We start from the raw sequence: 17,529 nt of genomic DNA on the forward strand, positions 1-17,529 counted from the left end.
ACAGCAAGCTATATCCTCATTTTGCCTAAAAGAGTTATGGAGCCTCTGCTGCTGCTTCAGTTAGCAATGTTTTTAGGTCAACAGAGTATTTTGCTAGTGCTGCTCGGGTTTCATCAGTGAGAAAAGGATTGTCAATTTTCAGTAGGCGTCGCTCCAGTAGGTGTAGGTTTTTAAGTACATCACGAGTTAGTGGATGAGTCATCAGCAGTTTATGATAGGAACCATCAGCTACTGCAATTTCTAGGCCATGATAGAGAGCATCGTGCAAAGCTTGATTATTCGGGGCTACAAAGAAGTAGATGGCTAAGGGATAGTAAAGCAGCAGTGATTGCTCCACCCCAATATCGGGGTATTGAGCAGGGTCTAGCTCTTGATTAATTTCCAAAATACTGCGCGGGTAATAATCGCCACGATTAGCCTCCAACATGGGCATTAAACTAGAGTATTTCCCCAGAATAACCGGTAGTTTATGTGCTTCTAAGATATTGACATCAGACCAGTTACTCCCTAATAAGGCTCTAAACCGGGAGAGATCCGCAATGCTTTTGATGGCTTGAAAGGCGGCTTGGCGTTCTTTTCTAATGAGAAATACACGATACCCCAATAGTCCCTGCAACAGTGGAATGCGCACAGGTAAGAGTTGCTCCTCAAACTCGCGGGAGGTGCCTTGCCATACGACATTCACAAACTCTGGACTGCTAACAATACGTGCAGCAACCGGCGGGAGAGAGGCGGGAGTGACTTCAATCGTATAAGGATAGCCACTTTTTTCTAGCGCTAGTTTTAATAGGGCAAAATAGAGAATTTTGTCTATATCGGTATTAGGGAGCTGGGTAATACGGACTACTAGCTTGTTTTTTGCAAGTGTAGTGGGTTCTGGTTCGGAGGCTATTCCCTGATGAGACCAGCTAATCCCTAGCAGTAGGCTAAATAGAGTCAGTAGAGTTAAGTACACGGCAGGGTATTTAGTGGACATAGTTCAGCTCCCGTATACTAGAAATACGCTGTGGATTGACTCCATAACGGGCTAAAGCGGCACGAGTATCATCTGTTAAAAAGGGATTGTCTATTTCTATAAGATGACGCTGAGGCAGATTTAACGTTTTAAATATATTCTGAGTCATGGGGTGAGTGGCGAGGAGTTCGTTATAAGAACCATCCGCCATGGCTCTTTCTAGGCCATTTTGTAATGCATCACGCAGTACGATTTGTCCGGGGGCTACAAAAAAATAAATAGCCAGTGGGTAGTGTAAGAGGAGGGATTGTTCGATTCCAACAGTAGGATATCGAGTCTCATCTAGCTGTTGATTAATTTCAAAAATACTTCGTGGATAATAATCGCCCCGACTCGACATGAGCATTGAGACTAGATTGGTATAAATACCCTCCACCACGGGTAGGTTTTTCGCTCGCATAATAGCCACATCGGACCAGCCTCGACCCAGCAGTGCTTTAAATTGAGCGAGATTGTCCAGTGTTTTGACTTCATTCCAGATAGGTTGATCCTCTTTGCGAATAAGGAACACTCTATAACCCACCATCCCCCGTAGTAAAGGAATACGCACCGGCAATAATTGCGCCTCAATTTCTTTTGAGGTGCCTATCCAGCCAATATTGACCAAGTCGGGATGGGTTATGATGCGATGAAAGTGGGTGGTGGCGGAGACTGGAGTAATCTTAATCTCATAAGGATGCCCGCTTTTTTGTAGTGCGAGTTCTAGTAAAGAGAAATAGATGTCCGTTTTGATGTCAATATTGGGTTGTTGTGAGAGTCGTATCTGGAGTTTAGTCTTAACATCGGGGGGCGGTGTGACTGCAGCGGTATCCACCATATCTGCCTTCGCTAATGGCGGGATTAGGCCAAAAAATAAGAGCAGGGTTATTATGAGAATAACAGGGCGGATAGATGGTTGCATATTTATTAAAGCCCTCATGCCTGGTTTAAAACCCCTACATTGTCGCGGTTTAGGTGGGGGTATTCAGTAAACGACTGAGTACACGAGCCAAATGTTTACGCGAAAACGGTTTTTGTAACAGTATTACACCTTCATCAAGGCGAGCATTATGAATGATAGCATTTTCTGTGTAACCTGACATAAAAGCCACTTTAAAATAAGGGCGCTCGGCCTCTAATAAACTCGCGAGGGCACGCCCATTTAATTTCCCCGGTAAGGTAATATCTAGTAAAGCCGCATCAATATGGGGATGACTATGAAACAGTGCGAGTGCAGTATCCGCTTCCGGTGCGGTAATGACCTGAATATTCATATCCATCAGTTGAGCTTTAACGACCTCTAATACTAGTGGATCATCCTCAACCACTAATAGGCAATATCCCGTAAAATTAGGCATGATAGCCGATACACGTTCTACAGCAGGTTTGGCAGTGAGTGCTTGGGTATAGCGTGGTAGATAGAGTTTAACCGTTGTCCCCTGAGCCTCCTCGCTATAGATTTTAATATGCCCCCCCGATTGTTTAGCAAACCCATAAGCCATAGAAAGACCTAGCCCCGATCCTTTTCCAATAGGCTTGGTAGTGAAATAAGGCTCAAAAGCCCGTGCCACGGTTTCCTTACTCATACCCATACCATTATCACTAATCGCAAAACACACATATTGCCCGGAGGTGACATCGCCTTCTTGTAGGCAATAATCAATATCTAGCCACGTATTCCTGACTTCAATGGTTAAATTACCACCATTCGGGAGCGCATCGCGAGCATTGAGTGCTAAATTTAATAACACGGTTTCTAATGCCTGCCGATCCGCAAAACAGTGCCACAGCCCACTACTGATCACGAATTCAAGTGCATATTGTTCACCTAAAGCACGCCTTAAGAGGTTTTCCATATTATGAAAGAGTTCACCGGCTAGAATAGGGGTGGGTTCAAGGGGTTGATTACGCGAATAAGCCAGTAATTGTGCAGTAAGCTTGCTACCCTTATCCGTCGCTCCATGCGCCATAGTGAGTAGTTTTTTCCCACGCTCACTGTGCTCCATACTTTCTAGTAATTCTAAGCTGCCCATAATAATTGCCAGAATATTATTAAAGTCATGAGCTACCCCACCGACTAATTGCCCGATGGCAGATAACCGCTCTGAGTGACGTAATTGTTGCGTCATTTTTTTAGTCAGTGCTTGTGCCTCGGATAGTTCCTGTAAATGGGCGCGGCTAGTATTCAAAATATGGTTAGCAGACAAGGCCATCGTGGTAATTTCATTATTAGCCTTCGCAATCCGCTTGGGCAAAGGAAAAGGCTCCGGTTGACGTGGGTCAACGGCTGTGAGGCATTGATTCAGGGCTTTGAGGGGAGTGGTGAGTCCCCAGTAAAATAAATACAGTAAGAGCGCTGTGAGTAATACATTTTTGAGAATACCGATGGCGACTACATTGAGAGAGCGGCGGTAAAAATCTTGTAAAATCGTATTATTATGCACTTCAATACTGAGCTTACCGACATAGATACGGGTTTTTGATTCTGTGAGTGGAATGTCATAGACCTTATAAGGCGCGGTGAAGAAGCGGGTCACATGATCAAAGAAAGGGAATTTAGGGGGGCGGGTCAGGTGGGCAATTCTGACATTCCGATCATCGGTGATAGTTACCGAGGTGATAAATTCATAGATCATCAAGGGTTGCGCCGCTTCTAGGGCAAGGCCTTTATCTAGTTGAAAAGCCGCTTGCATGGCTGCTGCTGAGGCAACTGCTAGAATATTTTGGATAAAATGCGTATTGCGTGGGGATTCATCTGTAAAATCTTGAGTGATTTGAATAGCACTCGTAATAAGTCCTAGCGATACTGCAATAGCCAATCCATAGCGGGTAAGAGTGAGTGCAATGGTACGTTTTTTCATGGGTCAAGCCAGACTGCATCGTCAGTTTTGGCAAGGCAGTAAAATATTACAGGTATTATTCTATCGACTCTCTGGACTGGTGTACAATTTCCACCGGAATCTAAGTACTTGAGCAAAAGTAATCTGATCTTTCCTCCGCAGCCGTTAATACATCCTTGTACATTACAAGGCAGCATTCTTGCTGCCTAGGCTGTCCTAGGAAGATAGGGGGATCGGCTTACTTTTGAGTGCCTACTTATAAATATTAAACCATACTATTTTCTTTACTTTTTTCAGACTATCTATCTTGCATCAGAATCATCATTTCGCTTGGCTTATTCAACAAGGGAGGTTTATATGCCAAAAATAGGGTTAGGTTTACCGTGGTGGACTATAGCAATGCCAGTGTTGGCGTGGATAGCCCTAGGTAGCCTAGTGATGTTTCCAGGCGTATTTGCCACAATTTTTAGCATTATGGGGTTGTTTGGTGGGGTGCTGGCGGCGGTTTACCATGCTGAAATCATTGCGCATCGGGTTGGGGAGCCTTTAGGTACTTTAGTGTTAGCCATTGCAGTCACCATCATTGAGGTGGCCTTGATTGTGGCCTTAATGTTTAGTGCCGATGCTCCGGTGTCAGCCTTACCGCGTGATACCGTGTTTGCCTCGGTAATGATTATTCTCAATGGTCTGATTGGCTTATGTTTACTCATGGGGGGGAGTCGTTTCGGGGAGCAATATTTTGGCTCGTATGGCGTGCTGGCGGCATTAGTAACCTTAGTAGCCATTGTAGTGCTCACGTTAATTTTACCTAATTACACCACCTCGCAATATGGGCCGGTTTATAATGAGCAGCAGTTAATATTTGTCGCCTTAGTATCCTTAATTCTCTATGGCATTTTTATCTTTGTGCAAACCGTGCGCCATCGTAATTATTTCATTTATCAGTCAGATGAAAAGACCGAGCAGCATTCTAAACCGACTAATCAGGCGGCACTACTGAGCTTAGGATTATTATTAGTGTGTTTAGGAGCCGTGGTATTATTAGGGTCAAACTTGTCGCCTACCATTGAGTCACTGATTAATGCTTGGGGCGCACCTAAGGCATTGGTGGGGGTGATTATTGCTATGGTGGTCTTATTGCCAGAAAGCATTGCTGCCCTCCAAGCGGCTCGCGCGAATCGGCTACAGACTAGTCTGAATCTCGCGCTAGGGTCAGCACTAGCGACCATTGGCTTAACTATTCCTACCGTGGCGATTATTTCAATTGCTAATGGCTGGACTTTAATGCTAGGGATTGATGCTAAATCAACGGTCTTATTAATCTTAACTCTGTTTATTGTTTCCTTATCTTTAGGCACAGGACGTACTACCATTATGCAGGGGGTGGTGCATTTAGTGATTTTTGCGGTGTATTTATTTATGACTATTGTACCTTGAATACTCACGAATACTGGTCTCTGCATGGGAGCAGGTTATAATGCCACCCCGTTTGGTTCAAGGTAGTAGATTATGAAAATTTATCCGGCAAGTACTCAATCGCTCTTAGATCGAGCCACTGAGGTCAGTGGGTTCGGCTTTGATATTATTTACGACGCTCAGTTAGCGGTCAGTTCCAGCGTTAAAATGGCGGGTAAAGAAGGGCGCGAGCGGCATGAGATTGTCCTGCGCCAACCGGGGTTAGATGAAAATAATTATCTCATTGCTTGGCAAGCTGCTTTTGTGCTGCATCAATACCAAATGCCCGAAACTGAGCGTGCCAATTTAGCACCTAATCGCCCGGTACTCGCTCAAGTCAAAGGTGAACTATTAGCCTTACATCCGGGTATTCCTTTAGCTCAGCGCGAGCCTTTTGCTGAGCATGTGATTGGGGGGATTTTGTCACAATTGCGCTCGGTTCCGATTGGTTTGCTGATTGATATTGAATTACAACGTAACTACCCCGAACTGCATCAGCTTCAGCAAGCGGCCTTAATTCAGCAAGTAGTAGAGCATATTGCTTGCCTGCAAATGACTAAAGCCATGTTTCCCGAAAAGCTACTGCGTGCCAATCAAGTGATGAATGCCGCCCAAGCATTAATGGTCGCAACACTGTTTGAAATACCCGATATTTTTGCCCCTTATCGGACGGTAGGTATGGAGGCGGCGGCAGCTTTACTCCTAGAAAGCTGTCTGCATCAAGTGTTTGATGAAACCCAAGATCAAGCACTCATTGATTTCTGGGCACGGGCTTTAGATATAGAAGACTGGTATCGCTGGGGCTAGATTTATGGCATGCTACGACTATTAACCCTACAGGTTTTAGGCGTAAAACTTGCATGGGAATTCAATGATTGTTCGTTTTTGAATCTTTCATGGAAGGAGTTGCATTATGCACAAAATTCTAGCTGGTCTACACCAAGATCATATCAATCTCGCTCATTTATTGGGTCTATTGGAGGAGCAGGTAAAGCATTTAGCTGCTGGAGATGATGCAAATCTTAGTTTAATTTTGGATATTGCTGATTATATTGGGCGCTATTCTGATTATGTGCATCATCCCAAAGAAGATAAGGTGTACGAGGTATTAACCCAATGCACGGCTGAGGGCGCAGACACGGTTACGACCCTACTGACCCAACATCATCAACTTCCACAAGATACCCTAAGCTTCCAAGCCTTGATTCAAGGGGTCTTATATGATGATGCGATTGTGTTGCGCGATGATTTGGTGAGTAAAATCAATACCTTTATTAGAGCGCAAAAGCAGCATATGGATTTAGAAGAGGGTATTGTGTTTCCTTTGATTAATGCCAATCTTAAACCTAAGCAGTGGTCAGCACTGGAAGATATCATTTTAAATGATGACGATCCCCTATTTGGTGCAAAGGTATTAGAGCGCTACGAGCAGTTATACGCGGTTTTAAACGCTAGAGTCAGTGCTTGATTTTCACCTCAATAGCAACCTGAGCGGCTTGATCGCGATCAGGTTGCAGGTGGGGAGAGTATTAGCGGCAGGAACGAGTAGGCAGCTTGCTTAAGGTAATGCTATTAATGCGCCCTGTGCCATAGTCGGTCATGAGGGCAGCATTGAGGCGAATGTTGACGTCTTCACCACAACCACTCCAGCCGATAGTTTGGTCCACTTTGGTGAAAGTATTGCGTACATTGATCTTTTTGGCGGTGCTTAGGTCGCCGGCAAAAAATACTTCCGAGGTTAAGAGTGCCGGGGTGCTGCTACCTTTATAGGTGACAGTGGGTAGTCCCACTTGTACGCCACGGGGTACTTTAACCGGAATGCTAATGGCGCAATTGCTGCGGTCATTGCCTCTGGTGCGCCAGCTAGTAAAGGCCATGATAATCTCACTATTACCACTGCTTTTTACCGAAGCAGCCGCGCATTCACTGCCCGCAAAATCAATGGATTTGGTTTGAATGTAATTAGCCGCTTGTGCTGGAGGAACTAGGGCTAGGGCGAATGAGCTAAAGCCTAGAGAGGCGATGAGGGTGGCCCAGGAAAAAAGTGACGATTTCATACCATATACTCCTTGTAATGTGATTACCGTGTCGATGTATTCACTATCCCATATTCAAAGCACCTATGCTGTAATAAAAATCACGCTCGTGCTGTGATAGTAATCACAAGGTGGGGGAAACTATCGAGATCTGAATTGGATTAACTTTGTTTGATAATAGGCTGCTTCATCACATCGCTTGAGCAAATCTAGTATGCGGTTATATTGATCACCAAATATTGTTGGCTGTTGCTGATACAGGGAAGCAAAGATAGCAAATGCATTTTTTAGATAAAGTCCAGCAGCCAGAGGCTGCCATTTAAGTAAACTTTGACTAAACACGACATAGCACACACCTAGATTAGATAAGTTTAAATTTGAGTTAGGTGAGTCCGCTGATAGCTGCTTATATAAGGTAATAGATTTTTGAAAGAGTACTTTAGCTAGGATACGCTGTGAAATACTAGTACTCCTCTCACTCAATAAGAGTGCTAAATTCTTGAGTGTATGGGCAAGGCAACGTTGATAGGTCTGAGGTTGGTGCTCTGAAAGCTCCTGATAAAGTTTTGAAGCCTTTTGATGGAGTAAGTCAGCTTTCTCTGTCTGATATAAGTTTTTTTCTTGTAAAGAATTGGCATACTCAAGTAATTGCTCTGGTATTTGTCCAGACTGTAATTCTTTTTCGAGTGTCTCACAGATTTTGGGCATACGCTCCGCATCTAATTCAAAATTAATTTTAGTGCTCCTTATTTTTTAACATAACTTTTATATTTACTAAAGAATATACCAAGAAGGTATCTAATACCCTCATAGGTAGTATTAACAGTACCATTGACAAAACAAGTTGTAATTAATGTTATAGGGTCAAGTGGCAAGTTCGGACGCAGGGGGACTCCAAATGGGAAAAACAGCATTAATCAGTATAGAATAGGTTGATATAAACCTCAAGTTAATCATAAGAGTTTTCTCGCGCCTGGCATTGATCCGCTACCATTTTTTGGTGGGTACTTTCTGATACAAGCCCTCTACCACCTTAGGCGGCTTTTGCATTAAACGCTCAGGCTGACTCCACGTTTTGCCGCCGTCTTGTGTGTAATAGGCAAACCAAAGGGTCTGTCTTTGTCCCGGATCATCTGCATAATCAATATCGGCTTCGGTATAAAGAATACCCTTACCTAGCTCGTTGATATTAAAGCTATAAGGGGTGCTGAATTCCATTTTCCAGCCGCCACGATTCAGATCTTCTGGGGTCGCTAGCGTGATACAGTGCATACTCGGATTAGCGCTACTTTGATCTAACAGCAATAACTCTAAGGGGCCAGGGCCTTCGGAGGTAATCATATAAAATAAGGCGGAGTGCTTTAAATTGGGGGTGGTATAGATGTCTAAAATACTTGATCCACCGCCTAATACATAACCATTCGTAGGCGCTGAGGTAAACAGAATCAGGCCACCCCCTGCGACCGAGCTAGAGCCTATCGTAAAGGGCAGGGGTTTCTGGTTGAGGGCATACGTTTCAATACGTTTAAGCTGTTGATAACGCTGATAAGCCTGTGCAGCTTGGGGAATCGGTGTCCCACAGCCCACCCCATAATTGGTAAACTCTTGAGCCAATTGCTCTGCTAAATCTTCATCATTCGCCCCTGCCAACATAGGTAAGGCTAAGCTCAGTGCTAATAGTAAGTGTTTCATAGTGAGTCCTTTCCTCTAGTATTTCGAGTTTAGACGCCAGAAGGCTTAAAATATTCGCACTGAGCCAATAAATAATGCACAGCTTAATAACGCTGTTTAGTAAATAAAGTGTTTAGGCGTTGTTGCCAATGTACTTCACGCTGCTGTCGCTGTGTGGGATAGGGGCGATGAATAATACGCAGCGCTAGCAAAGGGGGGATGTGAGAGTGCAAAGCGGTAGATTGTGGGATAGTAGTGGGTAAAGTGAGCATAGTCGTTTTCCTTGTTATTGTGTTAAGTCATTACTGAGTGATTAAGTACTTGAGCCAAAGTAATCGAGTATTTCTTCCGCAGTCGCTGTGAATACATCCCTGTACGCTACAAGGCGGCATCCTTGCCGCCAAGACTGCTCCAGAAATACCCGCTTACTTGGGTATACCAACTTGGTTAAGAGGTCTGAGTTAAGCACTCTAAGGTGGGAATGTGCAGGTGGGATGCGATTGATTTGGATAATTTGTGCAGATTACCGAATCAATGGTATTTTGCGTTATCGCTTTTATTGCAGTAGCACACGCATGAAATTTGCCACTTTTAATCTCTATCAATTTTTGAAACCGCCCTTTTTCTGGTACGAGCGCCTAGCGGCTAATACCTATACAGCAGAGGAATGGGAGCAAAAACGCCACTGGGTATTACAGCGTTTGCGTCAAATGGATGCGGATGTGGTGGGATTTCAAGAGGTTTTTAGTGTTCCCGAATTAAAAGCATTAGCAGAACAAGCGGGCTATACCACCTTTATTCATGTAGACGAGCCAGCAGCGCTTGCCGAGGATGCCGAGGTTTATATTAAACCTGTGGTCGCACTCGCCGCTAAATTCCCTATTCAGGGTTTACAAACCGTGAGTATTCCGGCGGCAGTCTTGAGTGATTTGCGCTTAACGTCCGATTTTCATTTTAGTCGTCAACCGATTTGCGTGACCTTCGATGCACCGGATTTAGGCGTCGTGCAAGCCTATGTGGTGCATCTCAAATCTAAACGCCCTATCTTACCGCCTACCGAACCCTATCCAGATGACATGCCGTGGCTAGATCGTATCCAGCACACTATGCAGCAATTATCCCGTGGCAATATTGCCGCGTTGCTTCAACGAGGGGCAGAAGCCACTATTCTTTATCATCATATCAGTGAGGCGTTGCTGAATCAGGAGCGCTTATCCGTAGTCGTGATGGGGGACTTAAATGATGAAGAACAATCGATTCCAGTCGCGGCTTTGACCATGAGTGATCGGGTGTATGAGGCCGGAGGGGTGGACTATACACATTGGCCTGAGGAGGCTAAGGGGTATCTGCATCGCTTTAGGTTGCAGGATACTTTTAACCTAGCCCTCAATATGCGGAATCGTAAGCGCCCCTATACCCATATTTTTCGCGGGGATGGCACCGTATTAGATTATATTTTAGTCTCGAATAATCTCAGCAGTCATAATCCTAATGCCTGTGCTGAAGTCGCTCACTATCAAGTATTACACGACCACCTCGATAATGATGGTATTCCCAACCGTCTGCAGTCGGATCATGGTCAAGTAAAGGTTGATATTCGCTCAGTAGTCGATTACAGCAATCTGCCAGAGGTGAAACGTACTATTCGTTTGCCGACTAGCCTCGATACGACGGCAGTTATGACCCGTCAAGATTTTATTGATTTAGCGGGGGGGATTTTTCAGTCTGCTAAGCATTTTAGTCAATGGGATGCGAAGGATAAATGGGAGCACTTTTGGTCGTTCTTTTTTGATACCGAGCACGGTTGGGTACCCGCCATTTATGGCATCACTCCCGTTGATGAGTTGTATCAAAAACAGCGCCATAGTATTGAGCATATTATCCCACGTACATTCCTCGATCAGTATTTTGCGACTAAGCCGGATGTACCGCGTAATGTGCGTAATGGGGCTAGTGTGAATCCCTTTAACTTTGCTCCCTCAGAGCGAGGTTTAAATGCTAAACGCTCTAGTTTTGCTTTTGATATGGACGGGGATCGGGTTATACGTCCTTTTAACCTTACCTTGCACCCGGATAGTTTCGCCAATACTGGCTTTGATGCGGATCATGAATGGGTGATTCCTTCACGTAATCGCGGTGATGTTGCACGGGCGATTTTATATATGGTGCTGGTGTATGGTATTGATGAGCTGTATGACCGCCACCTGCAAACCTTAATCCATTGGGCTAAGATCGATAGCCCTAGTGCTTGGGAGCTGGCTTATAATGATTGGGTGTATGAAAAATATAGTATTCGCAATCCCTTTATTGATCAGCCTGCTAAGGTATTACCCCTATTAAATAATTCTCTATTACTCCATTGTGCTGTGTGTGAAGTTAAGGAAGAGGTACAGTAATATGGTTATGATTCCACCATTGATTGCCCATCGAGGCGCTTCTCATGATGCTCCAGAAAATACCTTAGCCGCTTTTCGCCTAGCTTGGGAGCAGGGGGCGGATGGGATTGAAGGGGATTTTCACCTGACCCATGATGGGCAGATTATCTGTGTACACGACGAGGTGCTAGAGAGCCATGGGCAGCATTATGAAGTAGCACAGACGACCTTGGCTGATTTGCAGGCGGCGTTTCCGAATCTACCCACGTTAGCGCAGGTATTGGCTTTAGTACCCGCTGCTAAACGCATGGTGATCGAAGTGAAGTGTGGGGTAGAGATTATCCCTACCTTACTCACCGCGCTGCAGAATAGCGGTTTAACGCCTGAGCAAGTGATGCTGATTGCCTTTGATGCGGCGGTGATTGCGGAATTAAAACAGCAAGCGCCTGAATGGACAGCTTGTTGGCTGACGGAATTAACGCTCAATCAGCATGGGGAGCTAATGCCTAGTAATGCGGAGATACTCAGCACTTTACAGGCCATAAAAGCCAAAGGTGTGAGCACCTTTGCCCACCCTGCTATTGATCCGGCATGGGTTGAGCCACTGTTAAACCAAGGCTTTGAGTGGCATGTCTGGACAGTCGATGAGATCGCACTAGCACAACATTTAATCGCTTGTGGCGTACAATCGATTACCACCAACCGCCCCAAAATGTTGCGACAGGCTTTAGGGGGATGGGAGTAACATAACAGCCATGGCGTGTTTCTTCCGCAGCCGCTGTGAATACATCCTTGTACGCTACAAGGCGGCATCCTTGCCGCCAAGACTGCTCCAGAAACACGCCATGGCTGTTACTAATATTCAGTGATTCGTCTATTTAAGGGGTAGTATGTGCATTAACAGAATTGGTTTCATCACTCATGACAATACGTGGGTTTGGTGTGCTTAAGGTGGGCTGCGTTTTAGAAGCCACCGTTTCGCGCCAAACAATAATCATACCCGACGTTATTGTAATTAAAGAACCAATCACGACCCATTTATCAATCGACTCATCGAAAAATAATACACCAAATAATACGGCCCAAATGAGTTGACTATATTGCATAGGGGCTACAAAAGCAGCGGGTGATAACCGATAGGAGTTTAATACTAATAATTGACCTAATAATCCTAATACACCTACTGAAAACATAGCAACCAAATCATTAAAAGGCATAGGCTTATAAACGAAATAAAGCATACTGCCAGTGACTAAGACATTTAGGGTAAGAGGAAAAAGAATTAACGTAGCAGAGCTTTCTAAATTGCCAATTTTACGTGAAATAATAGCAGCACTCGCGCCACAAAATGCAGAAACAAGACCAAATACATGCCCCCATTCTAATGAATCAGGGGTAGGGCGTAATACTATAATGACACCTATTAATCCTAAGATAATGGCTGCCCAACGTGGGAGGTAAATTCTTTCTCCCAAAAAAGGAATGGCTAATAAGGAAATAATAACAGGTGTGGTAAATAGTAAAACATAAACTTGCACCATGGGTAAAATAGAAAAAGCAATAAAAGCAAAACACATGGAGGCCACAGTGAGAATCGAACGCAAAATAACCAGCATCGGATTATTCGGGCGTAAGGTAGTGAGGCGTTTATCGGTAATGCGGGCTAATGAAAAAGGTACATAACCAAATAACATCGCAAAGAAAATGGTTTGCAATACCGAATAATCGTCGAGTGATTTAACAATGGCGTCATGGGTTGAAAAGACTAAATACCCTAAGAGCGCAATCATAGGGCCTCGCAGTATAGAAGCTGAGGTGGTGTTCGTGGTGGTAGACATAGGCAACCTTATGATGATAAAGGATGGTGTTGCTTAAATACGACAGCTAGAGCGGACAAACGGCGCGAATTAGCATAGACTGCCGCCAATGTTTGTGCAACTACCTGTGTACAGATTTTTTCTATGAGTATGTTTTAACAAGCTAAGTCTTTATCTGACGACTAACGGTGATAGGAGTTATCGATTTACATGAGCTTTCTGATGATTCAGCGCATTATTGGCATTTTGTTAATGATATTTAGCTTTTGTATGCTGCCTCCCATTGCTATCGGTTGGCTAATGGATGATGTGGAGTTGTCGCCCTTTTGGAGTGGCTTTATTATTGTTTTTTTAACCGGTCTTTGCTTATGGCTGCCCGTTTATAGAGTGAGGCAGGACCTACGCTTGCGTGATGGCTTTTTGATTGCCGTATTGTTTTGGACCATTCTCAGTGCAGCTGCAACCATACCGTTATTATTATCCAATGCCTTAGATTTGAATTTAGCCAGTGCTGTATTTGAAACCGTATCGGGCTTTACCACTTCCGGTGGGACGGTGATTATGGGCTTGGATGGATTGCCCAAGTCTATTTTATTTTATCGCGTTGAGTTGCATTGGTTAGGTGGTATGGGGGTATTAGTGTTAGCGGTGGCAATTTTACCCATGTTAGGTATAGGTGGGATGCAGCTTTATAAGGCAGAGGCTCCGGGTCCAGTTAAAGACGAAAAACTGACTCCGCGAATTACCGAGACGGCTAAGTTATTATGGTATATCTATTTAATCATGACTGTTATTGCCACCATTTGTTATAAATTAGCCGGTATGGATTGGTTTGATGCGGTATGCCATGCCTTTTCAGCGATTGCAACGGGTGGGTTTACCAATCATGATTCAGGTATGGGGTTTTATAATAATCCGGTTATTGATTATTTAACTACATTTTTTATATTAATGGCGGGTGTTAACTTTAGTCTTTATTTTATCTTCTGGAGAAATAAAAATTTAAAAACATTTTTTTCTGACTCAGAGTTTAGAACCTATTTTTCGGTATATCTCTTATTTACCTTGGCAGCCGTCATTTTTTTGTGGAAAGCAAATACCTATACCACACTAGAAGAAACGGTACGTTATGCTTTACTGCATATGGCTTCTTTTATGACCTCCTCCGGGTTTATTAGTGCAGATTTATCAACCTGGCCTGTGGTTGTGCCTATCTTGATGATTTTTTCCAGTGTGATTGGTGCCTGTGCGGGTTCTACGGGTGGGGGAATGAAAGTAATACGGGTGCTATTATTGATGAAGCAGGGGGCACGTGAGATTAATCAATTGGCGCATCCTAAAGCACAATTATTGATTAAGGTTAATCACCGTCCGGTGCCAGAGGCGGTGATTAAAGCGGTATGGGGTTTTGCGGCGATGTATGTTGCTCTTTATGCCATTTTTATGATTGGTATGATGGCGGCTGGCTATGATCAAATCACCGCCTTTTCAGCCGTGGCGGCTTGTCTGAATAATATGGGGGCAGGGATTGGCGGCATTATCTCTAATTTTGCCGGTTTAAGTGATTTTGCTAAATGGTGGTTGTCGCTAGCGATGATTATGGGGCGCTTGGAGCTGTTTACGGTATTGGCCTTGTTTAGCCCGATGTTTTGGCGCTAAGGCCTTATTCCCGCTGGAATGATGGGGTAATCAGCATTGAGCAGAGACTATGTTAGCATGCTCAGCTATTCAATGATAAGCACTGCATAGGAGTGATAAAGATGATTAAAGTAGGCGATAAAATTCCAGATGTGAAAGTAACCGTAGCGGCGGCTGATGGACACAAAACCGTGAGTACAGGTGAACTATTTGCCGGTAAAAAAGCGATCTTATTCGCTCTTCCGGGTGCCTTTACCCCGACGTGTTCTGCCGCACATTTGCCCGGTTATGTCGTTGCTTTTGATGATTTCAAGAGCAAAGGTGTTGATCTAGTGGCGTGCCTATCGGTCAATGATGCCTTTGTTATGGATGCATGGGGCAAAAGCCAAAATGCTGAATATATCACCATGATCGCAGATGGTGGTGCAGCCTTTACTAAAGCAGCAGGGTTAGTATTACCCACAGGTGAGTTTGGCGGTGATCGTTCACAACGCTACGCTATGCTATTGGATAATGGTGTGGTGAAAGTGCTGAATGTGGAAGAAGGTGGCAAGTTTGAAGTGAGTAACGCTGAGACTATGCTGAAAGCATTAGACTAATCAGAAGAACCCCCCTCTCCAATCTCCCCCTTCTCAGGGGGAGAGGTAAGAGTAGCTCCCTCACCCTGCTAAGGGGAGGGTTGGGGTGGGGTTCTCCCATCTTCTATCTAATTAAAACGCTAAGATTTATGTACCTTTCTTTTTTAGGCACCTCCTCAGGAACACCCACCAAACAACGCAATGTCACCGGCATCACCTTACAACGTGTTAAACATAAGCGTTGGTATTTGATTGATTGTGGCGAGGGGACGCAGCATCAGTTATTACATACCTCGTTATCCCTACGCCAATTACAAGCCATTTTGATTACCCACGTGCATGGTGATCATTGCTATGGATTACCCGGCTTATTAGCCAGTGCTACTCTACAAGGGCGTACTAAGCCTTTATTAATCATTGCACCGGCGGCGATTCAGGAGTGGCTACATAGCACCTTAACACTCAGTCAGACACGTTTAAGTTATACCATTGAGTACATTGCGCTAGAGTCCGTCACCGAGGCGATTCAGTTAGCAGATTTTCAGGTGCAGCCTATTGCTTTGTCGCATCGGGTGCTGTCTTATGCGTTTCGCTTTGAAGAATATCCTTCTCAACCGACGACTAAACTTGATCAGGACAAACTAAAAGCCGCAAACATTCCGCCGAGTACGGTGTGGGGGAGATTGCAAAGCGGCGAGACGGTGGTACTAGAGGATGGGCGGGTGTTAAAGGCAGAGGATTATTTGCTGCATGTGCCAGCCTCTACTCCTAAGGCAATGATTATTGGTGGGGATAATGATAAACCAGAGTTACTCGCGCCTTATTTAGAGCAAGTATCTGTGGTGGTGCATGAGGCGACTTATGTGCAAGCCGTTGCCGATAAGGTAGGGCCTACGCCACAACATAGTACTGCTAAGCAAGTGGCTGAATTTGCCGAGCGCTATCAAGTCCCTAATCTAGTGTTGACCCATTTTAGCCCGCGCTACAGTATTGATATTTCGCCCATTGTGGAAGAAGCTACCGCGTATTATCACGGACGTTTATTTTTAGCGGCTGATTTTCAGACCTATCAGCTTAATGCTCAGGGCATACTTAGACTAGTTGAGGAGAAGGTCGAGCTATCTCCCGCTCAAGAGCTGGATGTTATGGCAACGGATTAACAGGCTCTTCTCCCTATCATAAAAATACTCCAATATACAGACCGATGGCAATAATGCTAAGGCATGTACCGCTGGCTATGAGACTGGCTGAGCGTCCACTTTTCAAATAATGGGTTTCAAGCACAATAATATTTGCCGCCGGTGGTAATAGCGCAATTAGGTATAGCGTTGGTTTGTTTTCGATGACTAGGGTAATGCCATAATATTGACAGATCACAATAAAAAGACTGATGAGTATAGATACGGTCAATACTCGTAGAACAAAAGGCTGTAAGGCTGTTTTAAAGTCAGACCATTTCAATGGTGTTTCAGAGAGCCAAATACCCAATATTGCCATACCAAGAAAGCTCATCACGAATTTTAATACTTCATACACCGGCTTAGTATAGTGCTCAATCTGGCTCGCAAAAGGAATACAAGCAAGCCCAACCATTAAAGCCCAAACAGGGGGTGCTTTCAGTGTTTGAATTAAACGGGTCTTTAGATCTTGACCATGTGCCATGAGACCTACACCCACCGAGTTACCAAACAATGAGCTTCCTACATAAGCTGCAATGATGACCATCGCCGCACTATCCCCAAATAAAGTACTCGCTACCGGCAATCCCAACCAACCAATATTCAAATAGCAAAAGCATAGATTCTGTACTGGATCACGGGTAAAAATACGACTTAACCCTAGCATAATGCCCATCATCACTATCATGCCGAGCATTATTACAAATACACCAGAGCGGTGAGTGGCGATATTATAAATAATGACTAAGGGTATAACCCATTTAGTTAGTAATGCCGAGGCTCTTCCTTTGATTTCAAAAGGTGTATGCCCTAAGCCAAATCCGATGAGGAGATAGAGTAGGGGGGCGAATAGAGAGAGGGACATATTAGCATACTCTATTATTAAAAAGAATTTACTGTTAATTGTAAATTCTTTTTTTAGTAATTGGAATGATTTTCGAGCTAGG

The 17,529-nt window shown here is 44.3% G+C and carries 17 protein-coding genes; 8 read left to right on the forward strand and 9 right to left on the reverse strand.

The genetic code is table 11. From position 1 onward, the window contains the following. Positions 1–34: 34 nt before the first annotated feature. Genes A3IK_RS20595 through A3IK_RS20600 form a run of 3 tightly spaced genes read right to left on the reverse strand, consistent with a single transcriptional unit; the run spans position 35 to position 3,855 of the window. Positions 35–976: a hypothetical protein gene (locus A3IK_RS20595; protein WP_020561194.1), complete on the reverse strand. Its 942-nt coding sequence runs from the start codon at positions 974–976 to the stop codon at positions 35–37. After that, positions 966–1,916: a type 2 periplasmic-binding domain-containing protein gene (locus A3IK_RS0117105; RefSeq protein WP_020561195.1), complete on the reverse strand. Its 951-nt coding sequence runs from the start codon at positions 1,914–1,916 to the stop codon at positions 966–968. The genes A3IK_RS20595 and A3IK_RS0117105 overlap by 11 nt, the downstream gene beginning before the upstream one ends. A gap of 49 nt (positions 1,917–1,965) precedes the next feature. Next, complete coding sequence (locus tag A3IK_RS20600) at positions 1,966–3,855, reverse strand: ATP-binding protein (RefSeq protein WP_020561196.1); 1,890 nt, start codon at positions 3,853–3,855, stop codon at positions 1,966–1,968. Between the two features lie 336 nt (positions 3,856–4,191). Here A3IK_RS20600 and A3IK_RS0117115 point away from each other — a divergent pair, with 336 nt between their 5' ends. From A3IK_RS0117115 to A3IK_RS20605, 3 genes are all read left to right on the forward strand, one after another. After that, a complete protein-coding gene (locus A3IK_RS0117115) occupies positions 4,192–5,271 on the forward strand; it encodes a calcium:cation antiporter (protein WP_020561197.1) in 1,080 nt (359 codons plus the stop codon). 72 nt (positions 5,272–5,343) lie between these two features. Beyond that, positions 5,344–6,096, forward strand: a complete 753-nt coding sequence (locus tag A3IK_RS0117120) for a hypothetical protein (protein ID WP_020561198.1) — start codon at positions 5,344–5,346, stop codon at positions 6,094–6,096. A gap of 106 nt (positions 6,097–6,202) precedes the next feature. Further along, positions 6,203–6,757 (forward strand): hemerythrin domain-containing protein, encoded by a 555-nt coding sequence (locus A3IK_RS20605; protein WP_020561199.1) that lies wholly within the window; start codon positions 6,203–6,205, stop codon positions 6,755–6,757. A gap of 61 nt (positions 6,758–6,818) precedes the next feature. Here the strand turns inward: A3IK_RS20605 and A3IK_RS0117130 are convergent, their stop codons facing one another. The 4 genes from A3IK_RS0117130 to A3IK_RS21430 all read right to left on the reverse strand — a co-directional run bounded on the left by A3IK_RS0117130 (position 6,819) and on the right by A3IK_RS21430 (position 9,268). Further along, a complete protein-coding gene (locus A3IK_RS0117130) occupies positions 6,819–7,346 on the reverse strand; it encodes a DUF4360 domain-containing protein (RefSeq protein WP_020561200.1) in 528 nt (175 codons plus the stop codon). Between the two features lie 120 nt (positions 7,347–7,466). Beyond that, entirely contained in the window at positions 7,467–8,033 is a 567-nt protein-coding gene (locus tag A3IK_RS0117135; protein WP_020561201.1) for a hypothetical protein, read from the reverse strand. A 279-nt stretch (positions 8,034–8,312) separates the two neighbouring features. Next, the gene (locus A3IK_RS0117140) at positions 8,313–9,017 is read right to left on the reverse strand and encodes a hypothetical protein (protein WP_020561202.1); all 705 of its coding nucleotides are present in this window, start codon (positions 9,015–9,017) and stop codon (positions 8,313–8,315) included. Positions 9,018–9,100: 83 nt separating this feature from the next. Then, complete coding sequence (locus A3IK_RS21430; protein WP_020561203.1) at positions 9,101–9,268, reverse strand: hypothetical protein; 168 nt, start codon at positions 9,266–9,268, stop codon at positions 9,101–9,103. A gap of 303 nt (positions 9,269–9,571) precedes the next feature. Here A3IK_RS21430 and A3IK_RS19930 point away from each other — a divergent pair, with 303 nt between their 5' ends. After that, complete coding sequence (locus A3IK_RS19930; protein ID WP_020561204.1) at positions 9,572–11,392, forward strand: endonuclease; 1,821 nt, start codon at positions 9,572–9,574, stop codon at positions 11,390–11,392. 1 nt (position 11,393) lies between these two features. After that, positions 11,394–12,116 (forward strand): glycerophosphodiester phosphodiesterase family protein, encoded by a 723-nt coding sequence (locus A3IK_RS0117155; protein WP_020561205.1) that lies wholly within the window; start codon positions 11,394–11,396, stop codon positions 12,114–12,116. A gap of 133 nt (positions 12,117–12,249) precedes the next feature. On the opposite strand, the gene A3IK_RS0117160 is transcribed toward A3IK_RS0117155, so the two are convergent. After that, the gene (locus tag A3IK_RS0117160; RefSeq protein ID WP_020561206.1) at positions 12,250–13,209 is read right to left on the reverse strand and encodes a DMT family transporter; all 960 of its coding nucleotides are present in this window, start codon (positions 13,207–13,209) and stop codon (positions 12,250–12,252) included. 189 nt (positions 13,210–13,398) lie between these two features. On the opposite strand from A3IK_RS0117160, the gene A3IK_RS0117165 reads away from it, so the two are divergent. The 3 genes from A3IK_RS0117165 (at position 13,399) to A3IK_RS0117175 (ending at position 16,564) form a co-directional block, all read left to right on the forward strand. Then, positions 13,399–14,847, forward strand: a complete 1,449-nt coding sequence (locus A3IK_RS0117165; protein WP_020561207.1) for a TrkH family potassium uptake protein — start codon at positions 13,399–13,401, stop codon at positions 14,845–14,847. Between the two features lie 101 nt (positions 14,848–14,948). Next, a complete protein-coding gene (locus A3IK_RS0117170) occupies positions 14,949–15,425 on the forward strand; it encodes a peroxiredoxin (protein WP_020561208.1) in 477 nt (158 codons plus the stop codon). A 128-nt stretch (positions 15,426–15,553) separates the two neighbouring features. After that, entirely contained in the window at positions 15,554–16,564 is a 1,011-nt protein-coding gene (locus A3IK_RS0117175) for a ribonuclease Z (protein WP_020561209.1), read from the forward strand. A 16-nt stretch (positions 16,565–16,580) separates the two neighbouring features. On the opposite strand, the gene A3IK_RS0117180 is transcribed toward A3IK_RS0117175, so the two are convergent. Beyond that, complete coding sequence (locus A3IK_RS0117180) at positions 16,581–17,447, reverse strand: AEC family transporter (RefSeq protein WP_020561210.1); 867 nt, start codon at positions 17,445–17,447, stop codon at positions 16,581–16,583. Positions 17,448–17,529 lie beyond the last annotated feature (82 nt).

The sequence above is a fragment of the Thiofilum flexile DSM 14609 genome (assembly GCF_000380185.1).
In the GTDB taxonomy this organism is placed as follows: Bacteria; Pseudomonadota; Gammaproteobacteria; order Thiotrichales; family Thiotrichaceae; genus Thiofilum; species Thiofilum flexile.